This window comes from Paratractidigestivibacter faecalis, from assembly GCF_003416765.1.
Taxonomy (GTDB): Bacteria; Actinomycetota; Coriobacteriia; order Coriobacteriales; family Atopobiaceae; genus Paratractidigestivibacter; species Paratractidigestivibacter faecalis.
The window spans coordinates 1-17,595 of the sequence record NZ_QSNG01000001.1 but is presented as its reverse complement, the minus strand read 5'-3'; the positions used below and the strand labels follow the sequence as shown (position 1 = coordinate 17,595).

Sequence of the window (17,595 nt, the reverse complement as noted above, 5' to 3'; positions counted from 1 at the left end):
TCCGGATCTCCCTAGAGCGTCTTGAGAAGGTCCTCGACGGACACTTTGCGGTCAGTCGGGGTGACCTGGTGGATGACCGTGACGCCGGTTGCAACGAGCTTGCGGCAGGCCTCGAGCTCGTCAGGGTTGAGCATCACGGACTTGATGAGGTTGACCTGCTGGGCGGGATCGGAGTTGTCAAAGCGGCCGACGTTGGCAACGTTGACCTCGCCGACGGCCTCCGGGCACGCCTCGACGATCTTCAGCGCATCGGCGACGCAGTCGACAAGCGCGAAGATGCGCATGGAGCCGCCACGCGGGTCCTTGGCAATCCTGATGGCGTCGTCGACGGACTTGATGAGCAGCTTCTGGGAGCTGGGGCAAGCCATCTTGAGCGTCGCGGAGATGGTGGGGTTGGATGCGGCCCTGTCGTTGGCAACCAAAAGGCCCTTGCTGTTGAGCTCCTTGGACCAGAGGATGGCCACCTGGCCGTGAATGAGCCTGTCGTCAACGCGAATCTGGATGATCATGGCTGGTTTCCCTTCTGCCGCCCTCGCGGCATCGCTTCTTCCCAAGGCCGCCAGTGCGGCCCAAACGCAGTCGGCTAAGCAAAGAAGTCGTCGTCCGCGGCATCGCCCTCGTTCGCGGGGTCGGCACCGGGAATCTCGACGCGCTCAAGAGCATCGGAGGCCATCGCCACGACCCCGTCCACCACCTCGGGGGTCAGGGGCTCGTCAGAGAGCAAGCAGCCGATGACCACGGCCAGGTTCATGCCGGTGACGTGGATGACGCCCGGGTGGCTCGCCAGAAGTACGCTCACCTTCTGGAACACGCTGCCGCCGAGCAGGTCGGTGAAGACGATGGTCTCGTCGCCCTCCTCGGACGCGGCGAGAAACTCCTCGATGGTCGGCACGAAGTCTGTCTCGTCAACGTATGCGTCAATCGCGGTGACCGCCGAGGCGTCTCCCGTAAGGATCTGCAGCGAGCTCTTCAGGCCGCTCGCCAGATGACCGTGGGATGCCAGGAGCACCCTTCTCTCCCCCATGCCGTCCCCTTTCGCTTTAGAAGGAAAACTTCGTTTCTCTTTCCGAGTGCAGTTTTACTTCAGCCAACATCCGTAGTCAACCATTGGTGGAGAAAGACTTCTGCTTTTCCGTTCACGTGGATTTTTGCTCCACTCACAGGTAAACACCCTGCTCGCAGCTCTCCCGTCCCATGGCGAGGCGTCCGTCTCTCCCCCATTGCATGATATCTTTGCTTCACTGGCTGAAGTTATACTTCAGAGCAATCCGCCACAGGCCGAAGCACTTGGGAGAGCCATGGTCCTCGACAACATACGCACCTGCTACAAAGACATGACCGACGCCGAGAAGCGCGTCGCCGACTACATTCTCTCCTCGCCCTCAAGCGTGGTTCGCATGAGCATGAACCGCCTCTCCGAGGCGAGCGAAACCTCCGATGCCACCGTCATGAGGATGTGCAAGCTCGTTGGCGAGACGGGCTTCCACCAGCTCAAGATCAGCCTCGCCATGGAGCTGAGCGCCGAGCCGGAGGCACCTCGAGCCAGCGAGGGCCCCGACGAGGAGCCCAACGACATCGTCGAGTTCCTGCGCAGGACGGACGAGGGGATTCTCTCCATATCGAAGACGCTCGACTCCGATGCCGTCCATCAGGCCATAGGCATGCTGCGCGACGCCCGCACCGTCTTCGTCTTCGGCTGGGGCAACAGCTCCGTGGTCGCCGCCGACCTCGCCCACAGGCTGGCGCGCTGCGGCGTCAACACCTTCACGACCGAGAGCACCGAGTACGTTCTCAGGAGCCTCGTCATCGCCGACCCCAGAGACATCCTCATAGTGTTCACCCACACGGGGCAGTCGACGGTCTCCCTCGAGACCATGCGCGTCGCTCGCGAGCAGGGCATCAAAGTCGTTCTCATCACCAACGACCCCACGAGCGAGGCGGGCTCGCTTGCCGACTGCATCCTGTGCACGGGCGACCAGGACGAGCTTCTCGGCGACTTCGGCATAACGTCCCACCTGCACGAGCTCGTCATAAACGACCTCATCCTCTACTTCCTCACCGACCGTGGCACGTCCATCAACAGCGGCCACCGCAGCGAGGAGGTCATCTCGCACTGGAAGCTCTAGGGCCTCTCGTCGCCATCCCGCGTCACAGCCCCAGAAAAAGCAGATGGGCCGGATGTCGTCATCTGCGACGTCCGGCCCGTCCGAGGCAAGGCGAGGGAGGTCCTGGCCGGACAGAGCCGGGGAAGGAGGGGGAGGAGTGGCTCAGGGCGCATCACGCCGATTGGGCCGGACCGCTTCCGCTCGCAGCTTGAAAGATAGACCACGGGGTCGGACGCGGGGGCCATCCTGTCGCAACCTGCCCGATTTGCGGCACATTCGGCACGCGCCGTCCGCCAAGCGACCGGCGGACGCCATAATGAGAGGGTCAACTTCGCAGAAAGGCCCCACCGCATGTCAGACAGCACCACCGAGGCCGCGCTCGACGCCAACGCCGTCGACGAAGGCCCCAACGGCCACGGCTCGCTCGGGCGCCTCATCCCCTGGCCCGACGAGTCCACCTACCCCAACATCCCCGCCGACGAGGCCCTCGAGCTCTTCCTGGGCTGGGTCGAGTCTCGCGGCATAGAGCTGTGGCCCCACCAGGAGGAGGCCCTCCTCGACCTCGCGGCCGGAGACAACCTCATCCTGGGCACGCCCACCGGCTCCGGCAAGTCCATGGTTGCCCTGGGTCTTGCCTTCATGAGCGTCTGCACAGACCGCCGCTCCTACTACACCGCCCCCATCAAGGCCCTGGTCAGCGAGAAGTTCTTTGACTTCGTCGAGCTCTTTGGCAAGGAGAACGTCGGCATGATCACCGGCGACGCCTCCATCAACGCCGAGGCGCCCATCATCTGCTGCACGGCCGAGATCCTGGCCAACCAGGCGCTCCGCGAGGGCGAGAAGTGCGACGTGGGCTGCGTCGCCATGGACGAGTTCCACTTCTACGCGGACCCGGACCGCGGCTGGGCCTGGCAGGTCCCGCTGCTCACCCTGCCCCACACGCAGTTCCTCCTCATGAGCGCCACGCTGGGAGACACCACGGCCATCGCGGCCTCGCTCGAGGAGCACACCGGCCGTGCTGTCGACGTGCTGGCCGACGCCCCGCGCCCCGTCCCCCTCTCCTACGAGTTCGTGGACACCGCGCTCGAGGGCGCCGTCGAGCTGGCCCTGCGCAAGGGCGAGGCGCCCCTCTACATCGTGCACTTCTCGCAGGACGCGGCGCTCAAGAGCGCGCAGTCCCTGGCCAGCTACGGCGTCTCCACCAAGGAGCAGCGCGAAGCCGTGAAGGAGGCCATCAAGGGCACTCGCTTCACCACCACCTTCGGCAAGACCCTCCAGCGCCTCCTGGGCTGCGGCGTCGGCGTCCACCACGCCGGTATGCTCCCCCGCTACCGCCTGCTCGTCGAGAAGCTCGCCCAGCAGGGGCTTCTCCCCGTCATCTGCGGAACGGACACGCTGGGTGTGGGCATCAACGTGCCCATCCACACCGTGGTCCTGACGGCCCTCTCCAAGTTCGACGGCCGCCGCATGCGCCACCTCAACGCCCGCGAGTTCCACCAGATCGTGGGCCGTGCCGGGCGCTCAGGCTTTGACACCGAGGGAATGGTCATCGCGGAGGCAACCGAGTACGACATCGAGAACGCCCGCGCCCTGCGCAAGGCCGGCGGAGACCCCAAGAAGGCCCGCCAGAAGAGCAAGGCAAAGAGGCCGCCCGAGGGCTTCGTCGGCTGGAACAAGCAGACCTTCGAGCGGCTTGAGACCGCGGTGCCCGAGCCGCTTCGCCCGCGCATGAAGGTCAGCCACTCCATGGTCCTCGCCGAGGTCGAGCAGGGCGGGGACGCCATGGTCCGCGTCCACCGACTCGTCGATGACTCCGCCCAGCCGGACGCCGAGAAGGTCGCCCTGCACCAGCGCGCCGACGAGATCATCGCCACGCTGCTGGACGCCGGCGTGGTCACGCGCGAGGAGGCCGAGGACGGCTCCGTCAGCTACCAGACCACCGTCGACCTGCCCGACGACTTCGCGCTCGACCAGCCCCTCTCGCCCTTCCTGCTTGCCGCGCTGGAGCTCCTGGACCCGGAGAGCGAGACCTACGCGCTTGATGTCATATCCATGGCCGAGGCCACGCTCGAGGACCCGCCGCAGATCCTGAGGGCCCAGCAGCGCGCCGCACGAGACCGCGCCATGGCCGAGATGAAGGCCGACGGCGTGGAGTACGACGAGCGCATCGAGCGCCTCCAGGACGTCACCTGGCCCAAGCCCCTGGAGGACGTCCTCGAGCCGGCATTTGCCCAGTACTGCGAGGCCGTGCCCTGGGCGCGCGACTTTGCCCTCTCGCCCAAGTCCGTCCTGCGCGACATGGTCGAGACCGCCAGCGACTTCAAGGAGTACATCGGCCGCTACGGCATAGCCCGCTCGGAGGGCCTGCTGCTACGCTACCTCTCCGAGGCGTACCGCGCGCTCGACCGCACCGTCCCCCAGGACAAGCGAGACGAGCGCCTCGAGGACATCATCTCCTGGCTCGGCCTGGTCGTGCGCTCCGTGGACTCCAGCCTCGTGGACGAGTGGAGCGCCGCCGGAAGCGCCGAGAGCGTGGACGTGGCACCTCCCGAGGCCGCAGGCGAGGTGGTCCACGACCGCCGCGCCCTCACGCTCCTGGTCAGAAACGCGCTCTTTGCCCGCGTGCGCCTGGCCGCCTTCGGCGACACGGACACCCTGGGCAGCCTAGACGCGGACTGGGGCTGGAGGGCGCCCGTCTGGCGCCAGGCCCTCGACCGCTTCCACGAGGAGCACGAGGACATCCTCCTGGACGCAGACGCCCGCAGCACCGCCTACTACTCCATTGACGAGAAGGACGAGCGCACCCCGCGCGAGGAGGGCGGCCACGCTTGGCACGTCCACCAGGTCTTCCGCGACAGCGACGACGACCGCGACTTTGGCATCTGGGCAGACGTCGACCTCGACGCCACCCAGGAGGAGGGCGCCGTCGTCTTCACGCACTACCGCGTGGGCTTCGTCGACGACTAGCCCCACAGCTCACTAGCCGCAGACCGCCTCAAACGACGCCCTGAGTTCCTCGGACCTCAGGGCGTCGTGCTCCACGTCGCGCCCCTCCCCGCAGGAGAACTCCACAAAGCCAGGCAGCGCCGGGTTCAGGCACTCTGTCGCGCTGGCCACGCGACCCGGATGAAACAGCAGCTCAAGAGGCATTTCCCGCCTCCGCGCCTCATCCGTGAGTGCCGGCAGCACGCAAGACACGCGCCCCTGGTCCATGTGCCCCGAGAAGAGCACGCCGCAGAAGACCGCCGAGACCCTCTCGTAGGACGGCAGGCCGGATGCGGCGAGGGCACGCCGGTCCCGCCGCCACAGGACATTGAGAAGCGCGTGCTTCACCCAGTTGATCGGCTTGATGGTACCAGCGACGCCCGAGCGCAGGAGGGGTGCGGTCGGCTCAGCGGGAACGCGCAGGTACTCAAGGGTGCAGCCACTCTGCCTCACGGCCTCCAGCGTAGCGTCAAAGACGGCTGGGATGAGCTGGGTGTGCTGGTGGCCGTCCACGCGCAGGTGGGTGGCGAGCTCCGGAAAGCGCCCCACCACCCGCGCAATCTGCGCCGCCGCCTCAATCGTCAGCTGACGGCGCAGCTCAGCCGCGCCCGCGCCCCAGGACCCGGCGAGAAGCCCACCGTAACCCAGCTTGAACATGCCCTTCTCATCGACTAGGAGGGGAACGTCGACCGGGTCGGCGCAGCAGGGTCCCTCCACGAAGTTGAGGTGCACGCCCACGCGCAGCCCCTCAGGACGTCCGTCAAGCAGGCTCGCACACTCCTCGAAGCGGGGAGAGCCAGCCAGCACACTCAGCGAGTTGAGCAGCCCGCGACCACCCGGACAGCCGTCGCAGCACTCCAGAATCCTTCGCGACTGCTCCGGCGTTATTCCAAAGTCATCTGCATGAAAGATGAAATCCATCTGAACCGCTTTCCTTGCAAAAGGCATGTGCCTTGGGTGTTTTTGTCTCGCAGCGGCTAGTATAGGTGAGGTGCGTTTGTCTCTCCCCTGACATCTGTCGGGTTGTGGACGCGCAAGGACAACAGGAGGAGCGCATGGACCTTTCGGTGATCATACCCTGCTACGAGGAGCACGAGTGCCTCCCGCTGCTGTTTGACCGCATCACCGAAGCCCTTGGCACCACCGGCCTCTCCTATGAGCTCGTCTTCGTCAACGATGGAAGTCGTGACCAAACCTGGCAGCTCATCGACGAGTTTGCTCGCTCTGGGCGCGCGCCGCGCGTCGTGGGAGTGGACTTCTCCCGAAACTTTGGCAAGGAGGCAGCGCTTCTCGCCGGGCTCTCCCACGCCTCGGGGGAGGTCCTGGGCATCATGGACGCGGACCTGCAGCAGGAGCCCGAGACGCTTCTTGCCATGTACCAGGAGCTCATTTGCCACCCAGAGGCAGACTGTGTCGCCGCCTACCAGAGCACCCGTCACGAGGGCGCACTCAAGGCGCTGCTCAAGCGTGCCTTCTACCGGGTCTTCAAGGGCATCACACAGGGCACTTCCGGCATGATTGCCGGCGCCTCCGACTTCCGCGTCTTTCGCCGTTGCGTAGCAGAGGCCCTTCTCTCCATGCCCGAGTACCACCGCTTCTCCAAGGGGCTCTTTGCCTGGGTGGGCTTTGAGACCATCCCGTTTGCCTACGAGCCCTCCCCGCGCGCGGCAGGCACCACCAAGTGGTCCCTTCGCAAGCTCATGTCCTATGCCATCGAAGGCATCTTCGCGTTCTCGACGGCGCCGCTCAAGCTGGCCACCCTGGTTGGGGCGCTGTCCTCCCTTGCCGCCGTCATCTACTTCTTCGTAGTGGTCTGGGAAGCCTTTGCGACCGACAGGGTCCCCAGTGGGTACCCCACTATCGTCTGCCTCATTCTGCTTTTGGGAGGCCTCACCCTTCTGACGCTTGGCATCATCGGCGAGTACGTGGCACGCATCTACCTTGAGGGCAAGCGCCGTCCCGTCTACATTGCCAAGCGCGTCATTACGGCAAACGGTGCCGAGGTCACGCAGACGGGCTTCGAGCGCAGCTAGCGCTGGCCCCTCTCGTTAGCGGCCTCTCCGCCGTCCAGCCACTTCTTGCGGCTGAAGAAGTTCCAGACCATGACCACCGCCGTCGCAAAGAGCTTGGTGACGGTCACCATAAGGGCTGAGGTGCCCAAGACGGCCACGCCCACGGCCATGCAAATCTCGTTGATAGCCAACCCCACCGCAGAGAGCACGATGAAGATCACGAACTCGCGGCCGCGGCTCATGTCCTCGCGGTGCGTGAAGACGTAGCGCATTGACGCCATGTAGTTGAAGACGACCGAGACGCAGAACGAGACCGCGGCCGACAGCACTGGGTCCACGCCAAACGCCTGCGAGAGCAGCATCAGGACGCCATAGTCAATGCAGAAGGCAATGGTTCCGACGACGCCGAACTTCAAAAACTGCTCGATGAGCTTGCGCATGCGCTTCTCCCCTGACGATTTCCCAGCCATCAAGTCTAGCCCCCATTTTGCGCTAGCATTAATAACTCATTGTTCTCGCAACCGTAGGAGCAGTCAGCATGTCCGACCAGCTAGACCAGCAGAACGACCCCGTCTTTAAGGAGGAGCAGGCGCACCTCTCCTCCCTTTACCAAAAGCTGCTGCAGATGCGCGACGCCATCTCGGCAGACTTGGAGAGCAGCCACGCGGGCGCGGCCCAGGACCTCATCACCATGAGCGAGGAGGTGCGCCTAGACTTTGGCGGCGCCGACGAGACCATGGAGACCCTGGCGGCAATCGAGACGCTCAACTCCGTCATCGACGCCTACAACCAGTACCACGACTTCAACGTCGACAAGCTCCGCCGCGTGATGCTGCTGCTCATGCAGCCCTACTTTGCCAAGGTCAAGCTCCAGATGCGTCCCGGGCGCCCCGCGCGAGACGTCTACATCGGCGCCGCCGGCATGACCGACGAGCACTCCATTCCCCTGGTGGTTGACTGGAGAAGCCCCGTCGCCGAGACCTACTACAACCACGAGATGGGCCCCACCAGCTACTCCGTCGACGGCAAGATGCGCACGGTCAACCTCGAGCTGCGCCGCCAGTTTGACATCGTGCGCGACAAGCTCAACATGTACTTTGACACCACGGTGGCCATCGAGGACTCCCTTCTGCTGAGCGCCCTCAAGAAGCATCACTCAGAGAAGCTCCAGGCCATCACGGCCACCATCCAGAGGGAGCAGAACCGCATCGTCCGCCACGAGGACGTGCCCGTCATGCTGGTCAACGGCATTGCGGGGTCGGGCAAGACGAGCGTCCTTCTTCAGCGCATCGCCTTCCTCCTCTATCGCGAGCGCAAGACGCTCAACCCGGACCAGGTTTACCTCTTCACTCCCAACAGCGTCTTTGAGAACTACATCGACACCGTGCTGCCCTCCATGGGCGAGTCTAACCCGCAGGTCTTCACCTGGAAGGACTTTGTTACGGCCCAAGGTGCCGGTCAGCGAGATTCTGGCGAGAAGACCAGCCCCCAACAGCTCCGCCGCCTTGAGCAGGCCATCCCAAGCCTCGCGCTTGAGCCCGAGGACCTCAAGGAAATCCGCCTCGGCGACACCGTGCTTCTCAAGGCCGTCCAGGTACAGAGCGCCGTCGAGAAGTTCGAGCGCTTTGGCATCGGCTCGCGGTTCTGCGCCCTGGTGAAGGACGAGCTGCACGAGCGACTTTCTCGTCGTCTCTCGCAGATGTCCAAGGACGATGAGATCCAGGAGGAGATGCTCGGACTCGACGTGGACGAGCAGGTCCAGATCTTTGGCGAGACCATCAGCCCCGACGACGAGAAGGAGACGGCGGACCTTACCCAGAAGTACCTCGAGCACCGCTACGCAGAGGCGCACGACCTGATTGATGCCCTTGCCTGGATCAGGTTCGACCGCATTGGCATGAGGCTTCTTGGCCAGCAGGCCCTTTCTGCCACCGAATGGCTCTACCTCAAGCTCCTCATTACCGGAGCCGGCGACAAGAACGCCCGCTACGTGATGATCGACGAGGTCCAGGACTATACCGAGAGCCAGCTCATGGTTCTGGCAAGGCACTTCTCGCGCGCCCACTTCCTCCTTTTGGGCGACGAGAACCAGGCAATCATGGAGGGAACGGCAACGTTCCCCCAGATCAAGTCAATCTTTGAGGATACTCACAACTCCGTGGAGGAGTGCCGGCTGCTTACCAGCTATCGCTCCTCTCCCGAGATCACTGAGCTCTTCTGCAGCCTCATAGATCACGACACGCAGCTCAAAATCTCCAGCGTCCACAGAGCCGGCGAGAAGCCCCAAGTTGAGGAGTTTGGAGTAGACGACCGGGAGGGGTTCTTGACGCGCCTCAGAGAGCTTGCAGAGGCCGCTCGCGAGGAGTCTGGCCTTACGGCCATCATTACCGAGAGCGACTCGCGCACAAGTTGGCTGGCAAAGCAGCTGGGCGACGCGGTCACGGTACTTGGAAAGAACTCCACGCTCCCCGCAACGGGCATCGTTCTGCTGCCGTTACGCGTTGCCAAGGGTCTGGAGTTTGACCACGTGATTATTCCCGACGCGCAGGCGGAGGTCTACCGGGACTCGCCCCTGTGCAGGCGCCGCATGTACACCGCCGTCAGCCGCGCCACGCACCGCGTGACGGCCCTCTCCCAGGGTCCCGTCACGCCCCTCCTCCCGGGCCTCGGGGGCTGACCGCAGCCATCCCCCGCATGCCGATAGGGGGCCGAGGGGACGGCGAGGTCCCCTCGGCCCCCATTCTATATAGTGCACAACCCCTGTACATATAAGAAGAGGCCCCCTCCGCTCTCGCGGAGGGGGCCTCCCCTGGCAAAATGCCCCTTGGTGGCCGGCGGCGTCCTGCTCTCCCACGGACTTACTCCGCAGTACCATCGGCGCTCGGGGGCTTAACTTCCGGGTTCGGGATGGGTCCGGGTGTGCCTCCCCTGCCATGGCCGCCGGCCGCCAAGGGGCGTTCTGCTGTTCCGGGCGGGCCAGGTGGCCGTGCCCTCAGGGCCGCACAGCGTGACCGGGATCGAAGCCTCTCCAGAAGGTCGCGAAGGAAGAGCTCGGCCGATTAGTACCGCTCGGCTCCGCCCCTCGCGGGGCTTCCACCTGCGGCCTATCAACCTCGTGGTCTACGAGGGGCCTTACCGAAGGGAGAACTCATCTCTGGACCGGCTTCCCGCTTAGATGCTTTCAGCGGTTATCCGAACCGGACTCAGCTACCGGGCGGTGCCGTTGGTCGACAACCCGTGCACCGGAGGTCCGTCCACCCCGGTCCTCTCGTACTAGGGGCAGCCTCCATCAGTTCTCCTGCGCCCACGGAGGATAGGGACCGAACTGTCTCACGACGTTCTGAACCCAGCTCGCGTACCGCTTTGAATGGCGAACAGCCATACCCTTGGGACCTGCTCCAGCCCCAGGATGCGATGAGCCGACATCGAGGTGCCAAACCTTCCCGTCGATGTGGACTCTTGGGGAAGATCAGCCTGTTATCCCCGGAGTACCTTTTATCCGTTGAGCGACGGCCATACCACTCTGAGCCGCCGGATCACTAGAACCTGGTTTCCCACCTGCTCGACCTGTCCGTCTCGCAGTCAAGCCTGCTTGCGCTCTTGCACTCTCAAGGACGGTTGCCGACCGTCCCGAGCAGACCTTACGTGCGCCTCCGTTACCTTTTAGGAGGCGACCGCCCCAGTCAAACTACCCACCTGGCACGGTCCCTGCGCCGGATAACGGCCGCAGGTTAGGATGCCAAGGCGCCGAGGGTGGTATTCCAAGGGCGACTCCCCCGGGACTGGCGTCCCGGGTTCGAAGTCTCCCACCTATCCTCTACACGGCGCCCCGGCAGCCAATGCCAAGCTGCAGTAAAGGTTCACGGGGTCTTTCCGTCCTTCCGCGGGTAAGTCGCATCTTCACGACTAGTGCAATTTCACCGGGCCTATGGTCGAGACAGCGTCCAAATCGTTACGCCTTTCGTGCAGGTCGGAACTTACCCGACAAGGAATTTCGCTACCTTAGGACCGTTATAGTTACGGCCGCCGTTTACCGGGGCTTGGATTCGCCGCTTCGCTTGCGCTGACGGCTCCTCGTGACCTTCCGGCACCGGGCAGGCGTCAGACCCTATACGTCGTCTTACGACTTCAGCAGAGTCCTGTGTTTTTGGTAAACAGTCGCTTGGACCTTTTCGCTGCGGCCGGACCGGGCTCGGGGAGCGTGTCCCCCCACCCAGGCCGGCGCCCCTTCTCCCGAGGTTACGGGGCGATTTTGCCGAGTTCCTTGACCATAGTTCTCCCGATCGCCTTGGTATTCTCTACCCACCCACCTGTGTCGGTTTGCGGTACGGGCCCCGTCGGGCTCCCTAGGGGTTTTTCTCGGCAGCATGGGCTCACTGGCTTCGCCACAAGGCTTCGTCCGGCGCCTCAGGCTCACGTGGCTCCCGCGTTTCACTGGGAGCCGCCCTACGCGCCATCGCGGGGACGTCCAGAACCCCGTCCAGCTACCCTCCTGCGTCGCCCCATCGGTTATAGCGCCCTTCCGGGGGTGCGGGAATGTCGGCCCGCTGTGCATCGGCTACGCCTTCCGGCCTCGCCTTAGCCCCCGACTGACCCTGGGAGGATTAGCCTCGCCCAGGAAACCTTGGGTTTACGGCGGCGGGGTTTTCCACCCCGCTCTCGTTACTCATGCCAGCATTCTCACTCCCGGGCGCTCCACCGGGGGTCGTCCCCCGGCTTCCCCGCGCACGGGAAGCTCCCCTACCACCGGAACGCATGGTTCCGGTCCGCCGCTTCGGCGCGATGCTTAGCCCCGTGTATTGTCGGCGCATGTCCACTCGACCAGTGAGCTATTACGCACTCTTTGAATGGGTGGCTGCTTCTAAGCCAACATCCTGGTTGTCTGGGCGGACGCACATCCTTTGCCACTCAACATCGACTTGGGGGCCTTAGCGGGCGGTCTGGGCTGTTTCCCTTTCGAACACACAGCTTAGCCCACATGTTCTGACTCCCGGGCTGTGGACCATGGGTATTCGGAGTTTGGTCTGCGTTGGTAGGCGGTGAGGCCCCCGCGGCAGTCCAGTGCTCTACCCCCCATGGTAAACGCCCGAGGCTAGCCCTAAAGCTATTTCGGGGAGAACGAGATATCTCCGGGTTTGATAGGCCTTTCACTCCTATCCACGGGTCATCCCCCCAGTTTTCAACCTAGGTGGGTTCGGCCCTCCACGGGGTCTTACCCCCGCTTCAGCCTGCCCATGGATAGCTCACCCGGCTTCGCGTCTGCGGCGCGCGACTTAGCGCCCTGTTCGGACTCGCTGTCGCTACGGCTCGCTTCGTGGCTTGGCCTCGCCACGCGCCGCAACTCGCTGGCTCATTCTACAAAAGGCACGCCGTCACACCGCCCGAAGGCGATGCTCCGACTGCTTGTGGGCAGGCGGTTTCAGGTGCTGTTTCACTCCCCTCCCGGGGTGCTTTTCACCTTTCCCTCGCGGTACTAGTGCGCTATCGGTCACAGGAGAGTATTTAGGCTTGGAGGGTGGACCCCCCTGCTTCCCACCGGGTTTCACGTGTCCGGCGGTACTCGGGCACCGTCAGGCGGGCGTCGCGCTTCGCGTACGGGGCTCTAACCCCCTTCGGCCCGGCTTCCCATCCGGTTCCGCTCGCGCGTCGCTTTGTAACCGCACTGTAGACGGCCCCACGACCCCGGCCCGGCTTTCGCTCGGGCCGGTTTGGCCTCTTCCCCGTTCGCTCGCCACTACTGGGGGAATCTCGATTGATTTCTCTTCCTCCGGGTACTTAGATGTTTCAGTTCCCCGGGTTGCCCCCCTCCCCCCTATGTGTTCGGGGGGAGGGCGACGCGCCTCGACGGCGCGCCGGGTTTTCCCATTCGGAGACCCGCGGGTCAAAGGGCGTGTGCCCCTCACCGCGGATTATCGCAGCTTGCCGCGTCCTTCGTCGGCTTCCTGTGCCAAGGCATCCGCCGCCTGCCCTTACCATCTTCCTTCTATCTCAGACGGTATGGTTAAACGACTCATACGGCCCCACTTGGTGGGGCCTTGGGTGTCATATTGCATGAGATGCGATCTTCTAGAAGAAAATCTTCGTTGGTCACGCTATGCAGCTCTCAAGGTACGGCCAGGGCGAGCCCCGGGGACCGGACACCGCGCGGGCGCAGGCCCGCGAGCAACCAGGGGACGAAAGGGACCCGAGGCATGGCGCCTCGGCCTGACGGGACGGCCCGTCGTCATAATCGATTCTCTAGATGAGACTTGTCTCTCCCTAGAAAGGAGGTGATCCAGCCGCACCTTCCGGTACGGCTACCTTGTTACGACTTCACCCCCCTTACCAGCCACACCTTCGGCACCTCCCCCCCTTGCGGGTTGGGCCGGCGACTTCGGGTGCAGGCGACTCGGGTGGTGTGACGGGCGGTGTGTACAAGGCCCGGGAACGCATTCACCGCGGCGTGCTGATCCGCGATTACTAGCAACTCCGACTTCGCGGGGGCGGGTTGCAGCCCCCGGTCCGAACTGGGGCCGGCTTTGGGGATTCGCTCCGCCTTGCGGCGTGGCAGCCCGTTGTGCCGGCCATTGTAGCACGTGTGCGGCCCAGCGCATAAGGGGCATGATGACTTGACGTCGTCCCCACCCTCCTCCGGCTTGACGCCGGCGGTCTCGCGCGGGTGCCCGGCCGAACCGCTGGCAACACGCGACGGGGGTTGCGCTCGTTGCGGGACTTAACCCAACATCTCACGACACGAGCTGACGACAGCCATGCACCACCTGTTATGGCTCCTCTCGGCCACCGGGTCTCCCCGGCTTCACCATAATGTCAAGCGCTGGTAAGGTTCTTCGCGTTGCTTCGAATTAAGCCACATGCTCCGCTGCTTGTGCGGGCCCCCGTCAATTCCTTTGAGTTTTAGCCTTGCGGCCGTACTCCCCAGGCGGGACGCTTAATGCGTTGGCTGCGGCACGGAGGGCATCTCCCCCCACACCTAGCGTCCATCGTTTACGGCTGGGACTACCAGGGTATCTAATCCTGTTCGCTCCCCCAGCTTTCGCTCCTCAGCGTCAGTCGAGGCCCAGAAGGCCGCCTTCGCCACCGGTGTTCTTCCAGATATCTGCGCATTCCACCGCTACACCTGGAATTCCGCCTTCCCCTACCCGACTCAAGCCCGCCGGTATCCGGGGCGTGCGGGGGTTGAGCCCCCGGATTTGACCCCGGACCTAGCGGGCAGCCTACGAGCGCTTTACGCCCAATGAATCCGGATAACGCTCGCCCCCTACGTATTACCCGCTGCTGGCCGCGTAGTTTAGCCGGGGCTTCTTCTGCAGGTACCGTCACCTTTCGGCCTCGTCCCTGCTGAAAGCGGTTTACGACCCGAAGGCCTTCGTCCCGCACGCGGCGTCGCTGCGTCAGGGTTGCCCCCATTGCGCAAGATTCCCCACTGCTGCCTCCCGTAGGAGTCTGGGCCGTGTCTCAGTCCCAATCTGGCTGGTCGGTCTCTCAACCCAGCTACCCATAATCGCCTTGGTGGGCCGTTGCCCCGCCAACTAGCTAACAGGCCGCGGGCCCATCCCCCGCCGCATACGCTCTCCCGCCTCCCCCATGCGGGGGTGGCGGAGTACCCGGTATTACCCACGGTTTCCCGAGGCTGTCCCGGTGCGGGGGGCAGGTTGCCCACGTGTTACTCAGCCGTTCGCCACTCTATACGCGCCCCGAAGGGCGCCTTAACCGTTCGACTTGCATGTGTTAGGCGCGCCGCCAGCGTTCATCCTGAGCCAGGATCGAACTCTCCGTTCAAAGAACCAGGCCCTGGGCCTGGATAAGTCTTCGCTTCGAGCCGTCCCGGCCGGTGAGCGCCATGTCGTTTAACTCGGATCCCTTGGGACAAGGAACTCGACGGGAGTGATATGACACTCCACTCATGTATCAAGAACCTGTCCTATAGTCTGTCCTGGTTGTCGGCCCTCTCGGGCCGCGGTATCCGGTTTTCAAGGTTCGCCGCGCTCGTGCCGGGCTCTGTGCCCCGCCGCCGCGCGAGGAGTTAATATACGCTGCCTCCCGCCGGGCCGGGGCGGGAATCGGCGGGTTCACGGTTCCTACACAACTCGGGGGGCGGGCGGCTAGAAGCCGCCGCGGGCGATGGAGCAGCCACTGACCGTCCAAGTCAGAGAAAATACCAGCTCAGAGGACTAGCTTGCATTGAAGGGCCGTTACCTGGAGATCTTAAGTCATCAAGCTAAGCCAAGCCCAGTGTTCTGAGGAACACGAGGCAAAGCAATTCGCCAATACTAAATTAAGCAGTCTCGAAATAGGAGTGCTGCATACCACGCAGCTATGCGCTGAAAAATCGTGTCAGAAATGTTCCCAGACAGATCAAGAGAGATAAATGGCCCGTCACAAAGGACGCCCCTGTGCAGGCGCCGCATGTACACCGCCGTCAGCCGCGCCACGCACCGCGTGACGGCCCTCTCCCAGGGTCCCGTCACGCCCCTCCTCCCGGGCCTCGGGGGCTGACCGCAGCCATCCCCCGCATGCCGATAGGGGGCCGAGGGGACGGCGAGGTCCCCTCGGCCCCCATTCTATATAGTGCACAACCCCTGTACATATAAGAAGAGGCCCCCTCCGCTCTCGCGGAGGGGGCCTCCCCTGGCAAAATGCCCCTTGGTGGCCGGCGGCGTCCTGCTCTCCCACGGACTTACTCCGCAGTACCATCGGCGCTCGGGGGCTTAACTTCCGGGTTCGGGATGGGTCCGGGTGTGCCTCCCCTGCCATGGCCGCCGGCCGCCAAGGGGCGTTCTGCGATTTACGGGCGGGCCGCGTGGCCGTGCCCTCAGGGCCGCACAGCGTGACCGCGCCCGAAGGATCCCCCAGAAGGTCGCGAAGGAAGAGCTCGGCCGATTAGTACCGCTCGGCTCCGCCCCTCGCGGGGCTTCCACCTGCGGCCTATCAACCTCGTGGTCTACGAGGGGCCTTACCGAAGGGAGAACTCATCTCTGGACCGGCTTCCCGCTTAGATGCTTTCAGCGGTTATCCGAACCGGACTCAGCTACCGGGCGGTGCCGTTGGTCGACAACCCGTGCACCGGAGGTCCGTCCACCCCGGTCCTCTCGTACTAGGGGCAGCCTCCATCAGTTCTCCTGCGCCCACGGAGGATAGGGACCGAACTGTCTCACGACGTTCTGAACCCAGCTCGCGTACCGCTTTGAATGGCGAACAGCCATACCCTTGGGACCTGCTCCAGCCCCAGGATGCGATGAGCCGACATCGAGGTGCCAAACCTTCCCGTCGATGTGGACTCTTGGGGAAGATCAGCCTGTTATCCCCGGAGTACCTTTTATCCGTTGAGCGACGGCCATACCACTCTGAGCCGCCGGATCACTAGAACCTGGTTTCCCACCTGCTCGACCTGTCCGTCTCGCAGTCAAGCCTGCTTGCGCTCTTGCACTCTCAAGGACGGTTGCCGACCGTCCCGAGCAGACCTTACGTGCGCCTCCGTTACCTTTTAGGAGGCGACCGCCCCAGTCAAACTACCCACCTGGCACGGTCCCTGCGCCGGATAACGGCCGCAGGTTAGGATGCCAAGGCGCCGAGGGTGGTATTCCAAGGGCGACTCCCCCGGGACTGGCGTCCCGGTTCGAAGTCTCCCACCTATCCTCTACACGGCGCCCCGGCAGCCAATGCCAAGCTGCAGTAAAGGTTCACGGGGTCTTTCCGTCCTTCCGCGGGTAAGTCGCATCTTCACGACTAGTGCAATTTCACCGGGCCTATGGTCGAGACAGCGTCCAAATCGTTACGCCTTTCGTGCAGGTCGGAACTTACCCGACAAGGAATTTCGCTACCTTAGGACCGTTATAGTTACGGCCGCCGTTTACCGGGGCTTGGATTCGCCGCTTCGCTTGCGCTGACGGCTCCTCGTGACCTTCCGGCACCGGGCAGGCGTCAGACCCTATACGTCGTCTTACGACTTCAGCAGAGTCCTGTGTTTTGGTAAACAGTCGCTTGGACCTTTTCGCTGCGGCCGGACCGGGCTCGGGGAGCGTGTCCCCCCACCCAGGCCGGCGCCCCTTCTCCCGAGGTTACGGGGCGATTTTGCCGAGTTCCTTGACCATAGTTCTCCCGATCGCCTTGGTATTCTCTACCCACCCACCTGTGTCGGTTTGCGGTACGGGCCCCGTCGGGCTCCCTAGGGGTTTTTCTCGGCAGCATGGGCTCACTGGCTTCGCCACAAGGCTTCGTCCGGCGCCTCAGGCTCACGTGGCTCCCGCGTTTCACTGGGAGCCGCCCTACGCGCCATCGCGGGGACGTCCAGAACCCCGTCCAGCTACCCTCCTGCGTCGCCCCATCGGTTATAGCGCCCTTCCGGGGTGCGGGAATGTCGGCCCGCTGTGCATCGGCTACGCCTTCCGGCCTCGCCTTAGCCCCCGACTGACCCTGGGAGGATTAGCCTCGCCCAGGAAACCTTGGGTTTACGGCGGCGGGGTTTTCCACCCCGCTCTCGTTACTCATGCCAG

The 17,595-nt window shown here is 64.0% G+C and carries 8 protein-coding genes and 5 rRNA genes; 4 read left to right on the top strand and 9 right to left on the bottom strand.

The genetic code is table 11. The features are described 5' to 3' along the window. Positions 1-11: 11 nt before the first annotated feature. A complete protein-coding gene (locus DXV50_RS00065) occupies positions 12-509 on the bottom strand; it encodes a PTS system mannose/fructose/N-acetylgalactosamine-transporter subunit IIB (RefSeq protein ID WP_117204213.1) in 498 nt (165 codons plus the stop codon). 74 nt (positions 510-583) lie between these two features. Then, complete coding sequence (locus DXV50_RS00060) at positions 584-1,024, bottom strand: PTS sugar transporter subunit IIA (RefSeq protein WP_117204212.1); 441 nt, start codon at positions 1,022-1,024, stop codon at positions 584-586. Between the two features lie 274 nt (positions 1,025-1,298). Here DXV50_RS00060 and DXV50_RS00055 point away from each other — a divergent pair, with 274 nt between their 5' ends. Both DXV50_RS00055 and DXV50_RS00050 read left to right on the top strand, forming a co-directional pair. Beyond that, positions 1,299-2,126: a MurR/RpiR family transcriptional regulator gene (locus DXV50_RS00055; RefSeq protein ID WP_117204211.1), complete on the top strand. Its 828-nt coding sequence runs from the start codon at positions 1,299-1,301 to the stop codon at positions 2,124-2,126. Between the two features lie 330 nt (positions 2,127-2,456). After that, the gene (locus DXV50_RS00050; RefSeq protein WP_117204210.1) at positions 2,457-5,072 is read left to right on the top strand and encodes a DEAD/DEAH box helicase; all 2,616 of its coding nucleotides are present in this window, start codon (positions 2,457-2,459) and stop codon (positions 5,070-5,072) included. Between the two features lie 12 nt (positions 5,073-5,084). Here DXV50_RS00050 and DXV50_RS00045 read toward each other — a convergent pair whose 3' ends face one another. Continuing rightward, a complete protein-coding gene (locus DXV50_RS00045; RefSeq protein ID WP_157966931.1) occupies positions 5,085-6,011 on the bottom strand; it encodes a carbohydrate deacetylase in 927 nt (308 codons plus the stop codon). Between the two features lie 134 nt (positions 6,012-6,145). Here DXV50_RS00045 and DXV50_RS00040 point away from each other — a divergent pair, with 134 nt between their 5' ends. Continuing rightward, entirely contained in the window at positions 6,146-7,123 is a 978-nt protein-coding gene (locus DXV50_RS00040; protein ID WP_117204208.1) for a glycosyltransferase family 2 protein, read from the top strand. Here DXV50_RS00040 and DXV50_RS00035 read toward each other — a convergent pair. Next, positions 7,120-7,542 (bottom strand): GtrA family protein, encoded by a 423-nt coding sequence (locus DXV50_RS00035; RefSeq protein ID WP_117204207.1) that lies wholly within the window; start codon positions 7,540-7,542, stop codon positions 7,120-7,122. The genes DXV50_RS00040 and DXV50_RS00035 overlap by 4 nt on opposite strands. Positions 7,543-7,640: 98 nt before the next feature. Between DXV50_RS00035 and DXV50_RS00030 the strand changes: the two genes are divergently transcribed. Further along, positions 7,641-9,779, top strand: coding sequence for a HelD family protein (locus DXV50_RS00030; protein ID WP_117204206.1), 2,139 nt, complete (start codon positions 7,641-7,643; stop codon positions 9,777-9,779). Between the two features lie 152 nt (positions 9,780-9,931). On the opposite strand, the gene rrf (DXV50_RS00025) is transcribed toward DXV50_RS00030, so the two are convergent. The 5 genes from rrf (DXV50_RS00025) to DXV50_RS00005 form a co-directional block, all read right to left on the bottom strand. Next, positions 9,932-10,047, bottom strand: a 5S ribosomal RNA gene (gene rrf, locus DXV50_RS00025). 94 nt (positions 10,048-10,141) lie between these two features. Further along, positions 10,142-13,085, bottom strand: a 23S ribosomal RNA gene (locus DXV50_RS00020). Between the two features lie 279 nt (positions 13,086-13,364). Next, positions 13,365-14,881 (bottom strand): 16S ribosomal RNA (locus DXV50_RS00015). A gap of 869 nt (positions 14,882-15,750) precedes the next feature. Then, positions 15,751-15,866, bottom strand: a 5S ribosomal RNA gene (gene rrf, locus DXV50_RS00010). A 95-nt stretch (positions 15,867-15,961) separates the two neighbouring features. Continuing rightward, positions 15,962-17,595: ribosomal RNA gene (locus tag DXV50_RS00005) — 23S ribosomal RNA — on the bottom strand; the annotation flags it as partial.